The organism is Micromonospora sp. NRRL B-16802 (assembly GCF_001279555.1).
Classification (GTDB): Bacteria; Actinomycetota; Actinomycetes; order Mycobacteriales; family Micromonosporaceae; genus Micromonospora; species Micromonospora profundi.
Map to the genome: position 1 here is coordinate 39177 of NZ_LGEB01000069.1, position 19551 is coordinate 58727.

Below are 19551 nucleotides of genomic sequence, written 5' to 3' on the forward strand. Positions count from 1 at the left end.
CGTCCGCAGCGCCGTCACTTCGGCGAGTCCAGCTCGTAGTAGGGGTTGTAGATGACCTTGCGGTCGTCGCGCATCGCCACCCGGCCACGCGCCGTCAGGTGTCGCCCCGGCTCGATCCCGGCGATGTGCCGCCGGCCCAGCCAGACCAGTGTGACGACGTCGCTGCCGTCGTACAGGTCGGCCTCCAGGGTGGGCAGGTTGGTGCGCGGCGTGTAGACCACCGTGCGCAGCCGCCCGGCCACCGACACCACCTGGCCACGGGAGCACTGCTGGGCCAGGACACCGCCACACTCGGCGCTCTCCTGACGCAGCTCCTGCGCGTCGATCTCGGCCTCGCTCGCGGTGAACCGTTGCAGGATGCGCCGCAGCGACACCCGGCTCTCGTCGGTCATCATGACCTCCGCGTCACCCTCTCCACGCTCACCGGCCCGCAGTGGGCACCGCCCCGGCGACGCCGGAACCGTGCCGCCAGCGTACGCCGACGGGGCCGGTTCCGGCGGATCGGTGCGCGGCGGTCAGACCTGGCGCGACTCGGACGCGGCGGACGCCTCCTCGGCCTGGTCGGCGACCTCCCGGGGCAGTCGCAGCGGCAGCGGCTCACGGACCGGCTTCGCCTCCTGCCCCCGGTCGACCACCAGGCCGTCCAGGCACTCGGCGAGCGGCCCGGCGCTGGCCGGGTCGATGGCGACCGGCCCCTGGAAGACGCCCCGGACCATCCAGCGCGGCCCGTCGACGCCGACGAACCGCAGGTGGGTGGGGCCGTCCGGGGTGGTAACCCGGGCGTGCAGCTCCGGGCCGTACTCGCCGTCGACCTCCTCGGCGGTGGCGCCGTCGCGCAGCAGCGACTGCCGGATCTCCTCGCGCACCTCGTCCCAGATCCCCTCCGAGCGGGGAGCGGCGAAGACGCCCAGTTGCAGCGCGTTGTCGCCGTGGACCAGCACCACCTGCTGGACCACACCCTGCGGGTCGGCCTGCACCCGCACCTCGACCTCGGCGACCGCAGGGATGTGCAGGCTGCCCAGGTCGAGCCGCTGCACCTCGTCGTCGACCTCGGAGATGTCGTACGGCCCGCGCACAAGCGCCGGCGTCGACCCACCGGCGCCCTCGTCGAGGACCTCGGTGCTCCGCTCGTCACGGGTGTGCCTCCCGGCACCGGCCCGCTTTCGGGAGAAGATCACTGCGCCCACCCTCCGCTGTTCGCACTCACCCTGCCACCTCTTCCGTCCGCCCGCGGCCCAGCTCGTCCCGCTGCGCGACCCGATCCTGCCCGGTCGGCGCCGGTACGAGCCCGGCGTGTCCGCCGGTCGAGCCGTGCCCACCGGTCCCCCGCTGGGATCCGGGCAGCTCGGCCACCGGCTCGAACCGCGCCCGGGCGACCTGCTGGACCACGAGCTGCGCGATCCGGTCACCGCGGGAGATCTTCGCCGGCGTCTCCCGATCATGGTTGATCAGGTTGACCAGGATCTCACCCCGGTAGCCGGCGTCGACCGTACCGGGCGCGTTGAGCACCGTCACGCCGAGCCTGGCCGCCAGGCCGGACCGGGGGTGGACCAGGCCCACGTACCCCGGCGGCAGGGCGATGGCCACGCCGGTGGGCACCAGGGCGCGGCCGCCGGGCGGCAACTCCACGTCCGCGGCGGCCACCAGGTCGGCACCGGCGTCGCCGGGATGGGCGTACGCGGGCAGCGGCAGCTCCGCATCGAGCAGCCGCACGGGCACGGGTACGACGTCGGTCACGAGACCCTCTTCCGTCCGATTGTCGGGGTGACCCTGCCATCCTGCCGGTTACCCGGGCCGCCGTGCGCCGTACCCTCGCAGGAGTGAGCATGTCGCCCTCCCCGAGTGCCGGTCGGCCATCGGCCGCGGCCCGTCCGGCGTACGCCGAACGGCTGGATCTGCCCTGGTGGCTGTGGCTGGCCGGGTTGCTTGCCGCGGCCCTGCTTGCCGTCGAGATCTGGATGGGTGGCTCCGGCGTACGCGCCTGGATGCCGTTCGCGGTGCTGCTGCCGGTCACGGCGGCCGGGCTGTGGTGGCTGGGCCGGATCCGCGTCGCGGTCACCGACTCCGAGCTGCGGGTGGACGACGCCCGGCTGCCGGTGCGCTTCGTCGCCGACGTCATTCCGCTTGACGCCGAGGGCCGCCGTGAGGTGCTCGGTGTGGGCGCGGACCCGCTCGCCTTCGTGGTGCAGCGGCCGTGGATCAGCGGCGCCGTGCAGGTGGTGCTCAACGACCCGGCCGACCCGACGCCGTTCTGGGTGGTCAGCAGCAGACGCCCGGTGGAGCTTGCCGAGGCGCTGTTGGCGGCCCGGGACGCCCGGGTGCCAGCCGACCGTCGGGCCGGCGAGCAGGGCTGACCCCGCCGGCCGACGCGCGCGTCGTCCCGAGGCGTACAGCCGGCTTCAGGTGCCCGTCGGCGGGCCGGGCAGGGCCGATGGTGGCGCTGGCCGGGCGATGCCGCGTCGGCGCAGGTCAGCCTGGAGCTGCTCGGCCATCTGTCGGGTTGCCCGCCGGTTGAGGAAACTGGCCACCGCAGCACCGGTGAGGAACGGCCCGAGCGTGGTGAGGTTACGCCCGAAGCGCCGCAGCAGCGTGTCCCGCAGCTCCTTGCGGGCGGCCGTGCCGAGCACCGCGCCCACCCCGACACCGGGCACCATCGGGTTGACCCCGCGCTGGGTGGACCACGAGTGCACCAGGGCGACAGTCCGCTGGCCGCCGCTCTCGGCCAGCGGCACGCCGTAGACCTCGTGCAACTCGCCGACCAGCTTCAGCTCCACCGCCACCACGGCGACCGTCTCGGCGGCGAGCAGCACCGGCGCGGAGAGCAGGGTCGGCGCGACAGTCCACTCGACGGCGGCGACTCCCCCACCGGCCGCGCCGACCCCGGCGGTCGTCCGGGCCGCGTTGCGGATCAGGCGGTCGGCCAGGGCGGTGTCGTCCAGGCCGGGGAAGTGCCGGCGCAGGGTGGCCAGGTCCCGCACTTGGATGTGCGGGGCGATCTCGGTAACCGTGTCGACCATCCATCGGATGGCCGCACGGGGCTTGAACAGGTCGGCGATGCCCCGGCTGCGGGCCTGCCCGACCATCCGGGTGAGAAGTTGACGTCGCCGGGCCGGCTCGATGTCGTCGGCGGTCAGTGCCGCGACGGTGGCGCCGAGTTCGTCCGCGCCGCCGGTGGTGTCGGCTTGATCGCTCATCGCTCGGGCCTCCCGCTGCTGTGGCATCCGCTACGAGTCAAGCAGGTACCCACGGGAGTCGCATGCCTACACCGGTAGCGGCGGCCCCGTTCAGGAGGCCGCCGCCGGTGTCCTGCGTGTCAGACGCACTCGCGGCAGATCAGCTCGCCGTTCCGCTCGACCGCCAGCTGGCTGCGGTGGTGGACCAGGAAGCAGCGGGCGCACCTGAACTCGTCCTGCTGCATCGGTAGCACCTTGACAGTGAGCTCCTCGTCGGCCAGATCGGCACCGGGCAGCTCAAAACTCTCGGCGACCTCGGCCTCGTCGACGTCCACTGCGCCCGACTGTGAGTCGACGCGCCGGGCCTTGAGCTCTTCCAGGCTGTCCTCGCCGAGGTCGACCTCGTCGCGACGCGGGGCGTCGTAGTCGGTGGCCATCGGTTTCACTCTCCCATATCGATGTTGTCGCTTCCGGTTGTAACGCCGGACGACGCTGTTTCGGTTCCGCTGGCCAGCCACCACTTGTGTCGGGCTCCCGACCCGCAGACCGCACGGATCGAGTTGCCGGGGCAACACCCCTGCGAGCGCGGAACCTTACCCCCCCTTAGGCGAGGCATGTATACCGCCCTTGTGGCTGAGATGTACGCCCCCGCACGCCAAGTTGTTCCCAATGTGATTCAGGCGACACGAAGATAGGGGTAGTAGTACCCGGTTCGCGGTCGCCGCGCCGGTATGTCGGGCTGTTTCCACGCGACGGCCGGACAACCGTTAACCTCAGCGGCGTATTCGACGGCCGGCGGTCAGTGCGATCGATGACGGCCGCCGTCACCCACCTGAGGTCCGGGGAGCCCCCAGATGAGCTTTGCGCGAGTGCGAGCACTCGTCGTCGTCGGTCTGCTGGCGGTCCTGGCCCTGACCTTCGTGGTCGTCGCGGTCGTCCGCGACAGCCAGAGTGGTGTGGGCGCGGCCAAGGGCTGCCCGGACGGCTGGCCGCTGGCCGACGTCACGCTGCACGAGCCCAAGGACGTCAAGATCAATGTATTGAACGCGACCGACGAGCCGGGCCGGGCCGGCACCGTGGCCGACGACTTCCGCAATCGCAAGTTCCAGGTCCAGAAGGTCGGCAACGCGCCGAAGGGCATCGACGACGTGGCAGTGCTCCAGTACGGCCCCAAGGGCGTCGGCTCGGCGCACCTGCTGCGCGCGTACTTCCTCGACAACGCCGAGTCCAAGTACGACGAGAAGCGCACCGACGACGTCGTCGACGTCGTGCTCGGCAACGGCTTCCAGCAGCTCGCCACCACCACCGAGGTGAACCAGTCCCTCGGTGACCTGGGCGCTCCGGTGGCGCCTCCGGGATCCTGCCCGGCCCCCGCCGCCGACAAATGACCCGACCGACCGGTCGCGTGGCCGGGCGATCGGCGGGTCGCGTGACCCGGTGACGGGCCGTCGGCCGGCTCCGTCACGGTGGGCGGGCCGGTCAGGGGCCGCCTGCGGCGTCCAGGTCGGCCAGCCGGTCGTGCAGCGGCGTGAAGAGCGCGGGCGGGGCCGCGATCACCAGGTCGGGGCCGGCCGGGCGGCCCGCCAGCCCGGCGACCCGCACGCCGGCCTCCGCGGCCACCAGCCCGCCGGCGGCCAGGTCCCAGGGCGACAGACCCTTCTCGAAGTACGCGTCAAGCCGCCCCTCCGCCACCAGGCAGAGGTCCAGCGCGGCGGCGCCCATGCGGCGGATGTCGCGCACGTGCCGGATCAGCCCGGCCACCACCGATGCCTGGTGCTCCCGCCGACCGGCGTCGTAGCCGAAGCCGGTGCCGAGCAGCGCCTGCCCCAGATCCGTCTCGCCGGAACAGCGAAGCCGGACACCGTCGCGCCAGGCGCCGCCCCCGGCCGTGGCGGTCCACTCCTCGCCGGTGCTCACGTTGCGCACCACGCCGGCGACCACCACACCGTCGACCTCGGCGGCCAGCGACACCGCGCTGTACGGCAACCCGTAAAGATAGTTGACGGTTCCGTCGATCGGATCGATGATCCACCGCACGCCGCCCGGCTCGCCCGGCCCGGTGTCCTGCGTGCCGTACTCCTCACCCAGGACGGCGTCGCCCGGCCGCAACCGCCGCAGCGCGTCGAGCACCTGCCGCTCGACCGCCCGGTCCGCCGCGGTGACCACGTCGGTGACCGTGCTCTTGGTCGCCGCGACCGAAACGCCCTCGGCCCGCATCCGGTGCGCGGTGGCCGCGGCGTCCCGTGCCACATCGAGCGCGATGGCCAGCAGTTCCCGCGCTGGCGGTGCCGATCGGTGCATCCCAAGGCCCCCCTTCCCGTACGACCGGGGTGTTCCGGGCCGTGCGCGAGTATCATCCTTACAAAGTCCACATCTGCGCCGAATCGGCGGTTCCGCCGCCGTTACGCAGTGCGGCGCAGGATGATCGCCGCAGACGGCGTTACAATTCACCCCTGCCCACGCGCCACGGACCACCGACCACCGGCCGGCCCGGGACACGGGGGTCCCTCAACCACATCGTCCGGCCCGGTTGACCCACACTGTGTCGGACGACCCGGCCGTGCCCGCTCTTCGCCTCCGGAAGGTCATTCGTGACAGAACCCCGCCAGCCCGGCGCCGACGTACGCTCGCTCACCGACACGCTGATCGCGCACGCGCAGAGCGCCGGTGGTCAGCTCACGTCGGCTCAGCTCGCGCGCACCGTCGAGTCCGCCGAGGTGACTCCGGCCCAGGCCAAGAAGATCCTTCGGGCGCTCTCCGAGGCGGGAGTGACCGTGGTGGTGGACGGCTCGGCGAGCACCCGTCGCCGGGTCGCCGCGGCCCGCTCGACCACGCCGGCGTCCCGCGCCACCACCGCCAAGACCACCAAGAAGGCTGCCGCGCCGGCCCCGAAGCAGGCGCCCGCCTCCGACGAGGCGGCGCCGACCGCGCCCGCCCCGCGGAAGGTGGCCGCCCGCAAGGCCACCGGCAGCACCGCCGAGGTGGCCGCCGCCGCGGCCACGCCGGCGAAGGCCACCAAGTCGACCCGGGCCACCAAGGCGACGGTGGCCGCGGCCGCCGGCGCCAAGCCGGTCAAGGCCGGCGCCAAGGCCAAGGGCGAGGGCGGCGAGGGCGAGATCGACCCCGAGGAACTCGCGGCCGCCATCGAGGACGTCGTGGTGGAGGGCCACCGACAACGACTTCGAGTGGGACGACGAGGAGTCCGAGGCCCTCAAGCAGGCCCGGCGTGACGCCGAGCTGACCGCCTCCGCCGACTCGGTCCGTGCGTACCTGAAGCAGATCGGCAAGGTCCCGCTGCTCAACGCCGAGCAGGAGGTCGAGCTGGCCAAGCGCATCGAGGCGGGGCTCTACGCCGCCGAGCAGCTGCGCGCGGCCGACGAGAGCGAGGACAACAAGCTCCCCCGGGAGATGGTCCGCGACCTGGGCTGGATCTCCCGCGACGGCGAGCGGGCCAAGAACCACCTGCTCGAGGCCAACCTCCGTCTTGTGGTGTCGCTGGCCAAGCGGTACACGGGACGTGGAATGGCTTTCCTGGATCTGATTCAGGAGGGCAACCTCGGTCTGATCCGCGCGGTGGAGAAGTTCGACTACACAAAGGGCTACAAGTTCTCCACGTACGCCACCTGGTGGATCCGCCAGGCGATCACCCGCGCCATGGCCGACCAGGCCCGCACCATCCGCATCCCGGTGCACATGGTCGAGGTCATCAACAAGCTCGGCCGCATACAGCGCGAGCTGCTCCAGGACCTGGGCCGTGAGCCCACTCCGGAGGAGCTGGCCAAGGAGATGGACATCACACCCGAGAAGGTGCTGGAGATCCAGCAGTACGCTCGGGAGCCCATCTCGCTGGACCAGACCATCGGCGACGAGGGCGACAGCCAGCTCGGTGACTTCATCGAGGACTCCGAGGCCGTCGTCGCTGTCGACGCGGTGTCGTTCTCGCTCCTGCAGGATCAGCTCCAGCAGGTGCTGCAGACGCTCTCCGAGCGTGAGGCGGGCGTGGTACGGCTGCGGTTCGGCCTGACCGACGGTCAGCCACGGACTCTCGACGAGATCGGTCAGGTCTACGGGGTGACCCGGGAGCGGATCCGGCAGATCGAGTCCAAGACGATGTCGAAGCTGCGCCACCCGTCCCGATCGCAGGTCCTCCGGGATTATCTGGACTGAGCCGGTTTCGTCAACCGAACGTGTCGCTTTGATCACCTGGCGTGCAACACCAGATGGAGATCGTCCGGATGCACGAATGTGATCGTTGACGTGGCACCCTTGGTGCACGGCACACTGTCCCTGCCAGGTGTGACCTCGGTCCCCCGCGGGCACACAGGGAAGGCAAGGCCCGGCATGGGTGTTGCACGATAGGTGAGCAACGACCGAAGAGATTGTTCATCGGTGACGACCAGAGGAGGAAGGCGATGAACTCGACCCTCACGCCGCCGCCCGAGACGGTGGCGCCCCCAGCCGCCGATGAACGGTGCGACCGCTGCAACGCTGCCGGGAAACTCCGGATCACCCTGGCGGGTGGGAGCGAACTGGTGTTCTGCGGGCACCACGCGAACAAGTACGCGGAGGATCTCGTGAAGATCACCGAGCGGTTCGCGACGGAGCCCGATTTCACCTGGCGTGGCGCCGATTTGATGGCGAACTAACCGCAAACGACATAGCCGGCCGGAGGCACCCCGAGGGTGCCTCCGGCCGGCTTTTCGCTACCCAACCCCACTCGCGCCCCGCGCCCCGCGCCGAAGACCGTGCTCGAGCCAGGATGTAGTGGCCTCACGCCGCGCCGACACCACTGCATCCACGATCCAGCGTGAACTTGCGCCCGGGGCGCCCCAGCCACACCATCCGTTACGGGCGGGAAAGGTGAGCGTCAGAGGGTCTGGACTGTGGCTATGCGTTCCTCTAGCTGCTCGATCGTTGCCTGTGCGCTCGGCGGTCCCCCGCAGAGCCGCCGCAACTCCGCATGGATCTTGCCGTGGGGCTGGCCGGTGCGGTGGTGCCGAGCGGCCACCAGAGCGTTCAGTTGCCGCCTCAGGGCCACGCGACGCTGGGCGGCGCTCATGGGTGCCGGGGGCGCTGCCGTGGGCGCAGCGGCCGGCTGAGCGGCCCGCTCGGCGGTACGACGGCGCTGGGCGGCCAGTTGCTCGGTCTGCCGCTTGGTGAGCAGCAGCGAGACCTGGTCGGCGGTGAGCAGACCGGGCAGGCCGAGGTATTCCTCCTCCTCGGGGGTTCCCGCCTGCGCCGCGGTGCCGAAGGACGCGCCGTCGAAGATCACCTGGTCCAGTTCGGCGGTGGCCGAGAGGGCGGCGAACCGCTTCTCCAGCTCACCGCTTGCCTGGTCGTCACGCTGCGCGCGTTCCAGCAGGTCGTCGTCGAGGCCGTCGGCTTCCTTGGGCTTGCCGAGCACGTGGTCCCGCTCGGTCTCCATCTCGCTTGCCAGCCCGAGCAGGTGCGGCACGCTGGGCAGGAAGACCGAGGCGGTCTCGCCGGGCCGGCGGGCCCGGACGAACCGGCCGATGGCCTGCGCGAAGTAGAGCGGGGTGCTGGCGCTTGTGGCGTACACGCCGACCGCGAGTCGGGGGATGTCGACGCCCTCGGACACCATCCGCACCGCGACCAGCCACCGTTGCTCGGACGCCGCGAACGTCGCGATCCGCGCGGACGCGCCCTGGTCGTCGGAGAGCACCACGGCGGCCTTCTCGCCGGTCACCTGCTCGATGAGCTTCGCGTACGAACGGGCGGTCTGCTGGTCGGTGGCGATGATCAGGCCACCGGCGTCGGGCATGCCCGCGTTGCGGAGCACTGTGAGCCGGGCGTCGGCGGCGCGCAGCACCTGCGGCATCCAGTCCCCGGCCGGGTCCAGCGCGGTACGCCATGCCTGCGCCACCAGGTCCTGCGTCATGGGCTCACCGAGCCGGGCCGCCAGTTCCTCCCCCGCGTTGGTGCGCCAACGGGTCTCCCCGGAGTACGCGAGGAAGAGCACCGGCCGTACGACGCCGTCGCGCAGGGCGTCGGAGTAGCCGTACACCGAGTCGGCGCGGGAGCGCAGCAGCCCGTCCCCGCCCCGCTCGTAGCTGACGAACGGGATCGGGTTGTCGTCGGAGCGGAACGGGGTCCCGGTGAGCATCAGCCGGCGTACGGCAGGTTCGAAGGCGTTCTTCACCCCGTCGCCCCAGGACCGGGAGTCGCCGGCGTGGTGGATCTCGTCGAGGATGACGAGGGTGCGTCGGGTCATTGTGCGCCGCCTGTGCACCTGCGGGGCCATTCCCACCTGGGCGTAGGTGACCACCGCGCCGTGGAAGTCGGCAGCGGAGTGCAGGTCGGCGTTGCGGAACGCGGCGTCGAGTTGGATGCCGACCCGGGCGGCGGCGTCCGCCCACTGGTTCTTCAGATGCTCGGTGGGCGCGACAACTGTGACGGCCTCGACGGTGCCGTCGGCGAGGAGTTCGGCGGCGATCCGCAGGGCGAATGTGGTCTTTCCGGCACCGGGGGTGGCGACCGCTGTGAAGTCCTCGGTGCGGCGGCGCAGGTACTCCACGAGGGCTTTGCGCTGCCATGCGCGCAGTGCCGGGAACGTCTCGAGCACCGGCGTCCGGGCTGCCACGCGAAGCTCCTCTCCGACCGCACGACGGCGGATCCGGGGCGAGGGCCACGAGTACCGCCGCCCATGAAAACGCCTCCGCGCAGAAGCTGCCGCGAAGGCCGACTCAGCATAACCAGCGCGGGCCGCACAGCCCAGGCGACGCCACGCTGGTCACATCCGTCACTCCGGCCTGCGGTGTCACCACTCCCGGTCGGTACGCGGATCAGCCCCGCCGGTGCGTGGCGGTCGCAGTGTCGCCACAGGGGCGGACCAGCGTCGGCGCAGCGCGATGAGGCGCAGCCCGAAGACCAGCACGACGGCGGCGGTGAGCGGCGCGGGGCCAGTCTGCCCGGTGACGTACAGCAGCACCACTGTCACCGATCCGGCGAGGGCGGCCAGCGCGTAGATCTCCCGGCGCAGCACCACAGGGATCTCGGCGGTGAGCAGGTCCCGGCAGAGCCCACCGCCGATTGCGGTGAGCATGCCGATCAGGCAGGCGCCGACCGCCGGCACGCCGGCGTCGAGCGCCTTGAGCGTGCCGGTGACTGTGAAAAGGCCGAGGCCCGCAGCGTCCAGCACCAGCACTGTGGTGCGCAGTCGGGCGAGTTGGGGATGCAGCCAGAAGACGGCGAGGGCGGTGATCGCGGCGGTGGCCGCGTACCGCCAGTCGGCGAAGGCCAGTGGCGGGACCTCGTCGATGACCAGGTCGCGGAAGATTCCGCCGCCGAGGGCGGCCACGAACCCGACGAACGCGACACCGAACAGGTCGAGTCGCTTGGCCACCGCCGCAGAGGCCCCGGAGGCGGCGAAGACGGCCACTCCGGTCAGGTCGGCAAGGAGCAGGCCGGTGGAGGTGGTCACCGCCGCAGGCTACGTCGCCGGCCCGAAGACCTGCCTCAGTTCACTCCCGGTACGAGTCGTAGATCTCCTTGCACTTGGGGCAGACCGGCGAGCCCGGCTTTGCCGCCTTGGTGACCGGGAAGGTCTCCCCGCAGAGAGCGACGACGAAGGTGCCCATGACGGCACTCTCGGCGATCTTCTCCTTGCGGACGTAGTGGAACATCTCGGGACCGGTGTCGGCGTCCTTCAGTTCCGGACGCTCGAGAACCTCTGTGCTCACGTTGGCACCTCCGGCCGTCAAGTTTGGCAGGTCAAAACGGATGGGTCCACTTGAGGTCTGTCCGGAACCGACCCGTACCGTGCCCGATGTGACTGACTTTCGCATCAGCTACGGCACCGAAGTGGCCGAAGCCCTGCACGACGGGCGGCCCGTTGTCGCCCTGGAGAGCACAATCGTCTCGCACGGCCTGCCCCGCCCGGAAAACCTCCGGGTGGCGCGGGAGATCGAGCTTGCGGTCCGGGACGCCGGGGCGGTGCCGGCGACGATCGGCATGATCCGTGGCGAGCTTGTGGTCGGCCTCGATGACGCGCAGCTCACAAGGCTCGCGACCGTCGATGGTGTGGCCAAGCTCTCGGTCCGTGACCTGGCGGTGGGTGCGGCGACGGGCGCGGACGGAGCGACCACGGTGGCCGCGACCAGCGCGGTCGCTGCGGCGGCCGGCATCGAGGTGTTCGCCACCGGTGGGCTGGGCGGCGTGCACCGGGAGGCGGCGCACACCTTCGACGAGTCCGCCGACCTCATCACGCTGGCCCGGACCCCGATCACCGTGGTCTGCGCCGGCGTCAAGTCGATCCTCGACGTGGGCGCCACGCTGGAGCGGTTGGAGACCCTCGGCGTCGCGGTCGTCGGTTACCGCACCCACCGGTTCCCCGGGTTCTACCTCACCGACGGCGGCTTCGACCTGGACTGGTCGCTGGACTCGCCGGAGCAGATCGCCGCGGCTCTGGCCGCCCGTGACGCGCAGGCCGTCCACACCGGCGGCCTGATCGTCGCCAATCCGCTGCCGGTCGACGAGCAGTTGGACCCGGAACTGCACGACCGGACCCTCACCGACGGCCTGGCCCTGCTGGAGCGCGACGGGGTGACCGGCAAGGCCGTCACGCCGTACCTGCTGGCGCACTTCCACTCGGCCACCGAGGGGGCGAGCCTGACGGTGAACGTCCGGATCATCCTGCGCAACGCCGATCTTGCCGCCCGGATCGCGGTGGCCTCGGCCGCCCGCACCGCTACGCCGGCATGACCCGACCGGCCCGGATGGTCGTCGTCGGGGACGTGATCACCGACGTGCTCGCGGTGCTGTCCGGTCCACTGGCGGCCGGTTCGGACACCAGGGCCGAGATCAGCCTCGGTGGTGGCGGGCAGGCGGCCAACACCGCCGCCTGGGTCGCCGCGCAGAAGGTGCCGGTCACGCTCGTCGCGGCGGTCGGTGACGACGACGCGGGGCGTGACCGGCTGGCCGAGTTGGAGCGGGCCGGCGTCGACTGCGCGCTCGAGCGGGTCGAGGACGCCCCGACCGGCACTGTGATCGTGCTGGCCACCGACGGCGAGCGGACCATGGTCAGCCAGCGGGGCGCGAACCTGCGGCTCAGCGCCGAGCACGTCGACCGCGCCCTCGCCCAGACGCCCGACGCCGGGCATCTGCACCTGTCCGCGTACACCCTGTTGGACGACGCGTCGCGCGGCGCGGGGCTGCGGGCGTTGGCCGCCGCCCGCGAGCGTGGGCTCACCACGAGCGTCGACGCGGCCTCCGCGGCGCCGCTGCGGCGGGTGGGCGCGGCGGCCTTCCTGAGTTGGGTACGCGAGGTCGACCTGCTGCTTGTCAACGCGGACGAGGCCACGGTGCTGGCCGGCGGGTTGGACCCGGCGGCGCAGGGGCGGGCGTTGTCGGCGACGGCCCGGCGGGTGGTGGTCAAGGGCGGCGCGGCGGGGGCGGTCTGGGTCGACCGGTGGGCCACCGTCAGCGTGGCGACGGCCCGGCGGGTGACGGTGGTGGACGTCACGGGGGCCGGGGACGCCTTCGCGGCCGGGCTGCTCACCGCGTGGCTGGCAGGTGCCACGCCGACCGCTGCCCTGGATCGCGCCACCGAACTGGGCGCGCTCGCCGTCTCGACAGTGGGGGCGCGACCACGGCCGTGATCTGTCGGGCCCTGGCCCGCGCGGCGCGGGTCAGGGTTCGGCGTCGATGATCTTGTGCGGGTGCTCCTCGGTGGTGAGGCTCATCGGCGGGGAGTCGTCCGTCCGGCGGGGGCGGAAGCGGTTGGCCAGCCGGTGCTCCTCCTTGGGCGGCCTGTCGTTGGCCAGCAGCACCGCCAGCCACGGGATGACCACCATGCCAAGGGCGCACAGGGGCAGCCAGAGCCACAGCAGCGGGGCCTTCACGCCGACCAGGATCGCGCCAGCGACGATGCAGGCCACCCGGATGCCCATCATCAGGACATAGCGGCGCTGACGGCTCGTGAGCTGATCGTTCTGGCTGCGCGAGGCGTCGGTGATCAGAATCGGCTGGTACGCCTGACGCTTCACCTTGGACCTCCTCGAGGGGGTTACGCCTCATCCTGTCACCGCGAAGCCGTGATCAGCGAAATTTGCCGCATACCGCGTCGTGTTACGCGCGTGGTACGCTGCGCCCCGTGGGCAGCAGGTTCAGCTTCACCGACGAGGCGTTGGCCAACCTGAGGGTCTACGACGTCACACCCGGGGAAGTCTGGGAGGCGCTGCACAGCGCCCGACGGGTCATCCGCCACCTGGGCGACGACGTGATGGTGGTCTACGCCGCCGCCCGACGGGGTCGCCGACTGGCGGTGCTGCTCGCCGAAGCCGATGGCAGCGACAACGACTGGGACATCCTCTCCGCCCGCGAGCTGAGCGACGTCGAGTCCAAGCGCTACGACGAGGCCGTGCGGAGAGATCGCCGATGAGGGGGGCCGTGACGATGCACCGTAACGACGCGACCAAGCAGTTCCACAGCGGCGACGACCGGATCGCCGAGTTGATCGACCATAGTCCGGCGGTGGACCTGCCCACCCCCGACACCGACGTGCCGATGGTGAGCCGATCGGTCCGGCTGCCGCTGGACACCTACGAGCGGGTCCGCGCCGCCGCCGACGCCCGGGGCATCGGCGTCACCACGCTGATGCGGCAGTGGATCGAGGCCGGCCTGGCCGACCTGGACGACTCGGCCACCGTCTCGCTCGCCGACGTCCGGCGCGCGCTGGCCTCGCTGGCCCACCCGACCGCCGCCTGAGCGCACCGCTCAGCCGTCGGCGGCCTTCGCCTTCGCGGCCGCCTTCATCTGCTGCTTGTACTCCCGCACCCGGCGCAGCGAGTCGGCGTCGGTGACGTCGGCCACCGACCGGTACGCGCCAGGGTCGCCGTAGCCACCGGCCGCCTTCCGCCAGTCCTGCGGCGTCACCCCGAACCGCTTGCCGAGCAGGGCCACGAAGATCTGCGCCTTCTGCTTGCCGAAGCCGGGCAGCTCGCCGACCCGGCGCAGCAGCTCCGGCCCGTCGGTGACGTCCGACCAGAGCAGCGCCGCGTCCCCGTCGTAGCGCTCCACCAGGACCCGGCAGACCTCCTGCACCCGGGCCGCCATCGCCTTCGGGAACCGGTGCAGCGCGGGCGGCTGGGCGAAGAGCGCCACCAGCGCGTCCCCGTCGTACCCGGCCAGCTCCGCCGCGTCCAGATCGTGACCGAGCCGCTGGCTCAGCACGTACGGCGAGGAGAACGCCTTCTCCATCGGCACCTGCTGGTCCAGGGTCATACCGATGAGCAGGGCCAGCGGGCTGCGCTCCAGCAGCCGGTTGGCTTCGGGGTCGATGGGAAGCACGAGCGTCATGCGGACATCTTGCCGGGTCGGCCGGGTGCGGATGGACCGCCGCGCTAACCTCGGCGCGTCTCGCCGGCCGCGTAGCTGGGACCGGGGACATGTTGCCGATACTCTCGGTGGGTCCCCAGAAGGAGGTGGCCGTGCCGAGCCTGGAGAGGCCACGCGTCGAGTACCGCACACCGGAGGACCTAGTCCGAGACGTCACCGCCGGACTGGTACGGATCCCACCATTCCAACGATCCTTCAAGTGGGAAGCGGCTGACATCGTCCGGCTCTTCGACAGCCTGCTACGGGGGTTTCCAATTGGAAATCTTCTGCTGTGGCGACGTCCGGCACCGGCGCAGCGGCTCCAGGTCGGCCCGCTGGAAGTCGTAGCTCCCGAGACAGCCGCAGCTCTCTGGGTAGTCGATGGCCAGCAGCGCATCGTGTCTCTCGTCGGCGCATTGACCCGGGCGGACCGCTCTGTCGACCCGCGCTTCCGGGTTCATCTGGACCTGGACACCGGCGAGTTTCACACAATCGGCAACCGTCAACGACCGCCGCGTTCCTGGGTGCCGGTCAGCTCTCTGTTGGACACCGCAGTCCTACTACGATGGATGCGCGACAACTCCGACTGGCTCTCGGAGGAGCAACTCGCCCTCGCCGACCAGGCCGCAAAGGCGATACGTGAGTACCAGATACCGACGTACATCGTTCACTCGGCCGATGAGAACGCTCTGCTCGAGATCTTCACCCGAATGAACACCACCGGGAAACGGCTCACCAAGTCCGAAGTCTTTCAGGCGTTGCACGCGGGTGCCGTCAACGATGAGCTGAGCACCCTGCACAGCCTCGGTCAGATCCCGGCCACGCTCGGATTCGGGACGCTCGACGATCGGCTCGCCCTGCGCTGCGTCCTCGCGTATCGGGGCGGCGACATTTTCCGAGAGGACTTCCGCCAGGAGTTCGGCCCCGAGGACGACCCGGCTGAGACGCTGAGGGAGGTGGCCGCACGACTGCGAGAGGCAGTCGAGTTCCTTCGCGGCGAATGCAGCATTCCCCACATCAAGCTCTTGCCCTACTCGCATGTACTACCGATCCTGGTGCGGTTCATCCGCCTACACGGAACGCCGGTGGGACGACCAGCGACCTTGCTGCGGCGCTGGGTTTGGCGCAGCGCTGTCGCTGGCACGCGCGCCCGTGGGGTCAGCGTCGCCGACATCCGCAATCAGGTGGAGTCGGTGGACGCGCCGGATGCGCTGGCCGCTGCGGCCAACGTGTTGCGGCAGGTGCACTCCTTCCCTGACTTCTCGGCAGAGCTGGACAAGGTGCATTTCAACCATGCGATGACCAAACTCAACACCCTGGGATTGCTCGCTGCCGAGCCCCGCGATCTCGGCAGCGGGGAGATCATCGACATCACCCGGCTTCTAGAGCAGGGCAGTCCGTTGCGGCCGCTACTGCCGGAGAGCGGCGATATCACCCTGGCCACGATCGCTAACCGTTTTGTGCTCCCCCCCGGGGAGCGCCTCACCCGCTCGGCCCTCGTGGACGCCTCATCGACCGTCATGGCCAGCCATTTGATCACCGAAGACGCTAGGGTTCTCGCACTGCGCGACGACTGGTCCGGCTTCCTGGAGCTACGGGCCCAGGTGTGCCTCCAGACCATCACTGGTCACGTCAATCGGATGGCCGAGTGGGGGGCGCGGGACGGGCGATCGCTCGCGGACATACTGCGAACGGCCGCCTGACATGGTCGCAACGACAGCCGAGGTGCGGCTACACGGTCACCGGGTCGGCGAGCTCCAGTTCCTTCAAGGTGGGTCCGAGTTCATCTACGACGACGACCTCTCCTCCCCCGACCACCGAGTTCTCGGCCAGATCTTCGAAGATGATCCCCGATCGGTCCGGCGCGCGCGGGTCGGCCTGCCGCCCTGGTTCGCCAACCTGTTGCCCGAGGGGGCACTGCGTCGTCAGATCATCCGTGAACTTGGAGGCGGCAGAATAGGCGACTTCACCCTGCTACTCAGAGTGGGCAGCAACCTGCCGGGGGCCGTGACCGTCCACGCCGACCGTGAGCCGAAGGACGATTTCCTGCCGGCGGCAGCGGAGCAGATCGACCACCCACTACGACACTCGCTGGCCGGTGTCCAGCTCAAGTACTCGATCTCGACGGACCGACTTGCCGTGCCAGTGAGCGGGCAGGGCGGTTGGTGGATCGTGAAGCTGCCCGACCAGGGTTTGCTTGAGCTGCCCACCAACGAGTATCTGACGATGAGCTGGCTGGCGGCAGCCGGGTTCCCGGTGCCCGCGGTGCATCTCCTACGAGCGGATGAGGTCAAGGGCTTACCCGATGGCCTGGTCCGCCCGGCCGATTTCGTCTACGTGATCCAACGGTTCGACCGCGCCCCCGGGGAACGCATCCATGTGGAGGACTTCGCCCAGGTCGCGGATGTCGAGCCCATGTTCAAGTACAGCGAGTCGGGTGCCTCGTACGACAGCCTCGCCGCAGCGATCCGGCAGCTGACCGGGGACGACGGGTACCACGATTTCATAGCTCGCCTCGTCGCTCTCCTGGTGGTCGGCAATACGGACGGCCATCTCAAGAATTGGGCCATCAGGTATGCGGACGGACGGACTCCTCACCTCGCCCCTGTTTACGACTTCCACTCCCTGTCTGTTTACTCCACCTATCGCTGGGCACCGTTGGCACTCAGCCTGGACTCGGAGACGGTCCCAAGCGCCATCACCGGCGATAACTTCCGGCGTCTGGCAGAGCGGGCTGGAGCGGACCCGGAGCAGACCTTCGACACGGTGGCACAGACCGTGGCCCGGCTGCGTACGGCGTGGACCACGACGGTGGCAGAAGAGGCTCGGGCACGATTCGACGCTTTGGCGGACCACTACACCCGGCGGCTCGACACGCTGCCGATCTGCAGCTCAGACGGCTGATTCACGCTTACGCCCGGGCCGTTACGGCACGGCGATATGCGCGCAGCAGGTGCGACACTCGGATCGTTCTCCGTTAGTTCCGCCTGCAGCACGGGTGCTGTCAGGCCGGGTCGGAGCCAGGGGGCAGGATGGCGGGTGTGGACCAACACGACATGCTGCTCTCCCCTGCCGGTGTCGACGCGCTGCGCAGCGCGCTGACCCGCGCCGGGTTCACCAGCGACGGCATCGCCGGCCGGCTCGGCGCGCAGGCCACCGGCTCGGTCGCGCGCAACGACTACCGGGCCGCCCTGCGCGCCACCGAGGACCGCGATCCGCTCGCCACCCTGATCCGGGTGTTCATCTGCGACCAGACCGAGTCGGAGCCGACGGTGGCCGCGGCGCTGGCGCCGTTGACAGTGGCCGAGGCGCTCGCCGGTGGGCTTGTCGAGCGGCACGGTGACGGCCTGCGCGCCGGTGTCGACCTGGAGCCGTACGGCGAGGACTGGTGGGTGCTCGCCGACGTGCCGGGCAGCGCCCGACCGGGACAGCCACTGCATGCCGAGCACGTGCTCGGCATCGGCGGGGCCACACAGACCCTGATCGGCGCCACGGTGCGCCGCCCTGTCGACACCGCGCTCGACCTGGGCACCGGCTCCGGCGTGCAGGCCCTGCACCTGTCCACCCACGCCCGTTCGGTGACCGCCACCGACCTCTCCGAGCGGGCGCTGCGCTTCGCCGCCACCAACGCCGCCCTCAACGGCCAGAACTGGGAACTGCTGCGCGGCGACCTTGTCGCTCCGGTGGCGGGCCGGCGCTTCGACCTTGTGGTGAGCAACCCGCCGTTCGTTGTCGGCCCGGGCACCACCACGCACGTCTACCGCGACTCCGGGCGCGTGGGTGACGCGATCGGCGCGGAACTCGCCGCCGCCGCCCCCGACCTGCTCACCGAGGGCGGCACCATGCAGTACCTGGCGAACTGGGTGCACGTCGCCGGTGAGGAGTGGGACGAGCGGGTCGCCGACTGGTTCGCCGGGACCGGCCTGGACGCCTGGGTGATCCAGCGCGAGGTCGCCGACCCCATGGCGTACGTCGACCTGTGGCTCACCGACGTCGGCGAGAGCACCGATCCACAGCGGACGGCGGCCTGGCTGGACTGGTTCGACGCGCACAAGGTCGAGGGGATCGGCTTCGGCATCGTGTCCCTGCGCCGTGGCGGGCACGACGACCCGATCATCCGGGTGGAGGACCTGCGGCAGCGGGTCGAGCCGCCGCTGGGCGACCAGGTGGGCGCCTGGTTCGACCGCCAGGACTTCCTCCGGGTACGCGACACCGAGGGGCTGCTCGCCGAGCGTTACCGGGCCGCCGACGGCCTGCAACTGCGTCAGGAGGCCACGATGGGTGACGAGGGCTGGGCGGTGGACCGGCAGGTCCTCGCGATGCCGCACGGCCTGCGCTGGACCGAGGAGATCGACCCGTTGGTGCTGGCGCTCGTCGGTGGCGCCGACGGCCGGCTGCCGCTGCGCGACCAGCTCGCCCTGCTCGCGGCTGCGCACGATGTGGAGCCCGACGAGATGGCCGAGGCTGCCGGCCCGATCGTCGCGCATCTCGTGGAGCGCGGCTTCATCGAGCCGGTGACGGCGTGATGCGGGCACCGGCAGTCGGCACGCAGGTGGCCCGCTGATGCGCGCTGTGGTGCAGACCGTCGGCCGGGCCAGCGTGACGGTGGACGGCGAGGTGGTCGGCGCGATCGACAACGGCCTGCTGGTGCTTCTCGGGGTGACCCACACCGACACGGCCGAGACCGCCCGCACGATGGCCCGCAAGGTGCACGAGCTGCGGATCCTGGACGACGAACGGTCCGCCTCCGACACCGGCGCGGCGATCCTGGTGGTCAGTCAGTTCACCCTCTACGGCGACGCTCGCAAGGGTCGTCGTCCAACCTGGACCGCCGCCGCTCCCGCCGAGGTCGCCGAGCCGCTGGTGACGGCGGTCGTCGAGGCCCTGCGCGAGCGCGGCGCGAAGGTGGAGACGGGTCGCTTCCGCGCGCACATGCTCGTCGAGAGCGTCAACATCGGCCCGCGCACCGTCCTCCTGGACCTCTGACCCGGCAATCGGCTTCATTCACGACAATGATCCGGTCGGATCCTGTCAGGTGACCGAT

General features: G+C 70.8%; 22 protein-coding genes and 1 pseudogene. 12 read left to right on the plus strand and 11 right to left on the minus strand.

Features of this window, described 5'->3' with window-relative positions; genetic code table 11:
* Nucleotides 1-14: 14 nt before the first annotated feature.
* From ADK66_RS19665 to dut, 3 genes are all read right to left on the minus strand, one after another.
* Nucleotides 15-395 carry an OB-fold nucleic acid binding domain-containing protein gene (locus ADK66_RS19665; RefSeq protein WP_053657429.1) on the minus strand — a complete coding sequence of 127 codons (381 nt, stop codon included), beginning with the start codon at nt 393-395 and terminating at the stop codon, nt 15-17.
* 120 nt (nt 396-515) lie between these two features.
* Nucleotides 516-1178, minus strand: coding sequence for a DUF3710 domain-containing protein (locus ADK66_RS19670; RefSeq protein WP_053657517.1), 663 nt, complete (start codon nt 1176-1178; stop codon nt 516-518).
* Nucleotides 1179-1203: 25 nt separating this feature from the next.
* The gene (gene dut, locus ADK66_RS19675) at nt 1204-1737 is read right to left on the minus strand and encodes a dUTP diphosphatase (RefSeq protein WP_053657431.1); all 534 of its coding nucleotides are present in this window, start codon (nt 1735-1737) and stop codon (nt 1204-1206) included.
* A gap of 89 nt (nt 1738-1826) precedes the next feature.
* On the opposite strand from dut, the gene ADK66_RS19680 reads away from it, so the two are divergent.
* Complete coding sequence (locus ADK66_RS19680) at nt 1827-2354, plus strand: DUF3093 domain-containing protein (RefSeq protein ID WP_053657433.1); 528 nt, start codon at nt 1827-1829, stop codon at nt 2352-2354.
* Nucleotides 2355-2399: 45 nt separating this feature from the next.
* Here ADK66_RS19680 and ADK66_RS19685 read toward each other — a convergent pair whose 3' ends face one another.
* Both ADK66_RS19685 and ADK66_RS19690 read right to left on the minus strand, forming a co-directional pair.
* Complete coding sequence (locus ADK66_RS19685; protein ID WP_053657435.1) at nt 2400-3194, minus strand: hypothetical protein; 795 nt, start codon at nt 3192-3194, stop codon at nt 2400-2402.
* Nucleotides 3195-3313: 119 nt separating this feature from the next.
* Entirely contained in the window at nt 3314-3610 is a 297-nt protein-coding gene (locus ADK66_RS19690; RefSeq protein ID WP_007075406.1) for a DUF4193 domain-containing protein, read from the minus strand.
* A 432-nt stretch (nt 3611-4042) separates the two neighbouring features.
* Between ADK66_RS19690 and ADK66_RS19695 the strand changes: the two genes are divergently transcribed.
* Nucleotides 4043-4561: a LytR C-terminal domain-containing protein gene (locus ADK66_RS19695; protein ID WP_197281584.1), complete on the plus strand. Its 519-nt coding sequence runs from the start codon at nt 4043-4045 to the stop codon at nt 4559-4561.
* Nucleotides 4562-4652: 91 nt separating this feature from the next.
* Here ADK66_RS19695 and ADK66_RS19700 read toward each other — a convergent pair whose 3' ends face one another.
* Nucleotides 4653-5474 carry an inositol monophosphatase family protein gene (locus tag ADK66_RS19700; protein WP_053657439.1) on the minus strand — a complete coding sequence of 274 codons (822 nt, stop codon included), beginning with the start codon at nt 5472-5474 and terminating at the stop codon, nt 4653-4655.
* A gap of 290 nt (nt 5475-5764) precedes the next feature.
* Between ADK66_RS19700 and ADK66_RS19705 the strand changes: the two are divergent.
* Nucleotides 5765-7340: pseudogene (locus tag ADK66_RS19705) on the plus strand (RNA polymerase sigma factor).
* Nucleotides 7341-7585: 245 nt separating this feature from the next.
* Nucleotides 7586-7819 (plus strand): hypothetical protein, encoded by a 234-nt coding sequence (locus ADK66_RS19710; protein WP_053657441.1) that lies wholly within the window; start codon nt 7586-7588, stop codon nt 7817-7819.
* A 221-nt stretch (nt 7820-8040) separates the two neighbouring features.
* Here the strand turns inward: ADK66_RS19710 and ADK66_RS19715 are convergent, their stop codons facing one another.
* The 3 genes from ADK66_RS19715 to ADK66_RS19725 all read right to left on the minus strand — a co-directional run bounded on the left by ADK66_RS19715 (nt 8041) and on the right by ADK66_RS19725 (nt 10873).
* Nucleotides 8041-9774 (minus strand): DEAD/DEAH box helicase, encoded by a 1734-nt coding sequence (locus tag ADK66_RS19715; protein WP_053657443.1) that lies wholly within the window; start codon nt 9772-9774, stop codon nt 8041-8043.
* A 177-nt stretch (nt 9775-9951) separates the two neighbouring features.
* Nucleotides 9952-10614: a trimeric intracellular cation channel family protein gene (locus ADK66_RS19720; RefSeq protein ID WP_053657445.1), complete on the minus strand. Its 663-nt coding sequence runs from the start codon at nt 10612-10614 to the stop codon at nt 9952-9954.
* Between the two features lie 40 nt (nt 10615-10654).
* Nucleotides 10655-10873, minus strand: coding sequence for a DUF3039 domain-containing protein (locus ADK66_RS19725; RefSeq protein WP_007456912.1), 219 nt, complete (start codon nt 10871-10873; stop codon nt 10655-10657).
* A gap of 88 nt (nt 10874-10961) precedes the next feature.
* On the opposite strand from ADK66_RS19725, the gene ADK66_RS19730 reads away from it, so the two are divergent.
* Together ADK66_RS19730 and ADK66_RS19735 are read left to right on the plus strand one after the other, a co-directional pair.
* Entirely contained in the window at nt 10962-11894 is a 933-nt protein-coding gene (locus tag ADK66_RS19730; RefSeq protein WP_053657519.1) for a pseudouridine-5'-phosphate glycosidase, read from the plus strand.
* Nucleotides 11891-12790, plus strand: coding sequence for a carbohydrate kinase family protein (locus tag ADK66_RS19735; protein WP_053657447.1), 900 nt, complete (start codon nt 11891-11893; stop codon nt 12788-12790). Before ADK66_RS19730 ends, ADK66_RS19735 begins: the two co-directional genes overlap by 4 nt.
* Before the next feature lie 30 nt (nt 12791-12820).
* Here ADK66_RS19735 and ADK66_RS19740 read toward each other — a convergent pair whose 3' ends face one another.
* Nucleotides 12821-13177: a DUF3099 domain-containing protein gene (locus tag ADK66_RS19740; protein WP_053657449.1), complete on the minus strand. Its 357-nt coding sequence runs from the start codon at nt 13175-13177 to the stop codon at nt 12821-12823.
* Nucleotides 13178-13284: 107 nt separating this feature from the next.
* Between ADK66_RS19740 and ADK66_RS19745 the strand changes: the two genes are divergently transcribed.
* Nucleotides 13285-13572 (plus strand): hypothetical protein, encoded by a 288-nt coding sequence (locus ADK66_RS19745; RefSeq protein ID WP_197281581.1) that lies wholly within the window; start codon nt 13285-13287, stop codon nt 13570-13572.
* A 14-nt stretch (nt 13573-13586) separates the two neighbouring features.
* The gene (locus ADK66_RS19750; RefSeq protein WP_053657524.1) at nt 13587-13898 is read left to right on the plus strand and encodes a hypothetical protein; all 312 of its coding nucleotides are present in this window, start codon (nt 13587-13589) and stop codon (nt 13896-13898) included.
* Between the two features lie 9 nt (nt 13899-13907).
* Here the strand turns inward: ADK66_RS19750 and ADK66_RS19755 are convergent, their stop codons facing one another.
* Nucleotides 13908-14489 (minus strand): HhH-GPD-type base excision DNA repair protein, encoded by a 582-nt coding sequence (locus ADK66_RS19755; protein WP_053657451.1) that lies wholly within the window; start codon nt 14487-14489, stop codon nt 13908-13910.
* Nucleotides 14490-14620: 131 nt separating this feature from the next.
* Here ADK66_RS19755 and ADK66_RS19765 point away from each other — a divergent pair, with 131 nt between their 5' ends.
* The 4 genes from ADK66_RS19765 (at nt 14621) to dtd (ending at nt 19493) form a co-directional block, all read left to right on the plus strand.
* Nucleotides 14621-16210, plus strand: coding sequence for a DUF262 domain-containing protein (locus tag ADK66_RS19765; RefSeq protein ID WP_167945359.1), 1590 nt, complete (start codon nt 14621-14623; stop codon nt 16208-16210).
* A gap of 1 nt (nt 16211) precedes the next feature.
* A complete protein-coding gene (locus ADK66_RS19770) occupies nt 16212-17411 on the plus strand; it encodes a type II toxin-antitoxin system HipA family toxin (protein ID WP_053657457.1) in 1200 nt (399 codons plus the stop codon).
* Nucleotides 17412-17548: 137 nt separating this feature from the next.
* Entirely contained in the window at nt 17549-19033 is a 1485-nt protein-coding gene (locus tag ADK66_RS19775; protein ID WP_197281582.1) for a methyltransferase, read from the plus strand.
* 37 nt (nt 19034-19070) lie between these two features.
* Nucleotides 19071-19493, plus strand: a complete 423-nt coding sequence (dtd, locus tag ADK66_RS19780) for a D-aminoacyl-tRNA deacylase (protein ID WP_053657459.1) — start codon at nt 19071-19073, stop codon at nt 19491-19493.
* Nucleotides 19494-19551 lie beyond the last annotated feature (58 nt).